Source organism: Paenibacillus sp. Y568 (genome assembly GCF_059445545.1).
Genome location: NZ_JCAIUM010000049.1, coordinates 1 through 1734, shown reverse-complemented (window position 1 = coordinate 1734; position 1734 = coordinate 1). Strand labels below are relative to the sequence as shown.

The window sequence follows — 1734 nt, the reverse complement described above, 5'->3', positions numbered from 1 at the left end:
AACAGGAGCAACAGGAGCAACAGGAGCCACAGGAGCGACGGGAGTTACGGGAGCAACTGGAGCAGTTGGTGCAACCGGAGCCACAGGAGTCACGGGAGTAACCGGAGTAACAGGAGCAACGGGGATTGGAGCTACAGGAGCAACAGGAGCAGTTGGTGTAACAGGAGCCACAGGAGTCACAGGAGCCACAGGAATTACCGGAGCGACCGGAGCAACAGGAGTCACGGGAGTAACCGGAGTAACAGGAGCAACAGGAGCAGTTGGTGTAACAGGAGTTACAGGAGCAACTGGAGCAGTTGGTGCAACCGGAGCCACAGGAGTCACGGGAGCAACCGGAGTAACAGGAGCAACGGGGATTGGAGTCACAGGAGTCACGGGAACCACAGGAGCAACAGGAGCAGTTGGTGTAACAGGAGCAACAGGAGCAACAGGAGCCACAGGAGCAGTTGGTGTAACAGGAGTCACAGGAATAACAGGAGCCACAGGAGAAACAGGAGCAGTTGGTGTAACAGGAGCCACAGGAATTACCGGAGCGACCGGAGTAACAGGAGAAACAGGAGCAGTTGGTGCAACCGGAGCCACAGGAATTACGGGAGCCACAGGAGCCACAGGAGCAACAGGAGCAGTTGGTGTAACAGGAGTTACAGGAGTCACGGGAGCCACAGGAGCAGTTGGTGTAACAGGCGCAACAGGAATTACCGGAGCGACCGGAGTAACAGGAGCAACTGGAGCAGTTGGTGCAACCGGAACCACAGGAGTCACGGGAGCAACCGGAGTAACAGGAGCAACGGGGATTGGAGCCACAGGTACAACCGGAGTCACGGGAGCAACTGGAGCAGTTGGTGTAACAGGAGCAACAGGAGTCACAGGAGCCACAGGAGCAGTTGGTGTAACAGGCGCAACAGGGGTAACAGGAGCAACAGGGATTGGAGTCACAGGAGTAACCGGAGTAACAGGAGCCACAGGAGCAGTTGGTGTAACAGGAGCCACAGGAATTACCGGAGCAACCGGAGCAATTGGTGCAACAGGAGCAACGGGGATTGGAGTCACAGGAGTCACGGGAACCACAGGAGCAACAGGAGCAGTTGGTGTAACAGGAGCAACAGGAGCCACAGGAGCAGTTGGTGTAACAGGAGCCACAGGAGCCACAGGAGTCACGGGAGTAACCGGAGTAACAGGAGCAACGGGGATTGGAGTCACAGGAGTCACGGGAGCAACCGGAGTAACAGGTGCAACGGGGATTGGAGCCACAGGTGCAACCGGAGCCACAGGAGCAACAGGAGCAGTTGGTGTAACAGGAGCCACAGGAATTACCGGAGTAACAGGAATAACAGGAGCAACAGGAGCAACAGGAGCCACAGGAGCGACGGGAGTTACGGGAGCAACTGGAGCAGTTGGTGCAACCGGAGCCACAGGAGTCACGGGAGTAACCGGAGTAACAGGAGCAACGGGGATTGGAGCTACAGGAGCAACAGGAGCAGTTGGTGTAACAGGAGCCACAGGAGTCACAGGAGCCACAGGAGCAGTTGGTGTAACAGGCGCAACAGGGGTAACAGGAGCAACAGGGATTGGAGTCACAGGAGCCACAGGAATTACCGGAGCGACCGGAGCAACCGGAGTAACAGGAGCAACAGGAGCAGTTGGTGTAACAGGAGTTACAGGAGCAACTGGAGCAGTTGGTGCAACCGGAGCCACAGGAGTCACGGGAGCAACCGGAGTAACAGGAGCAACGGG

1 protein-coding gene is annotated in these 1734 nt (G+C 57.1%); it reads left to right on the top strand.

What is annotated here, in order from left to right; translation table 11 throughout:
* A partial coding sequence (locus AC1D7X_RS25690; protein WP_495476427.1) for a hypothetical protein occupies positions 1-1734 on the top strand: 1734 nt, incomplete at both ends.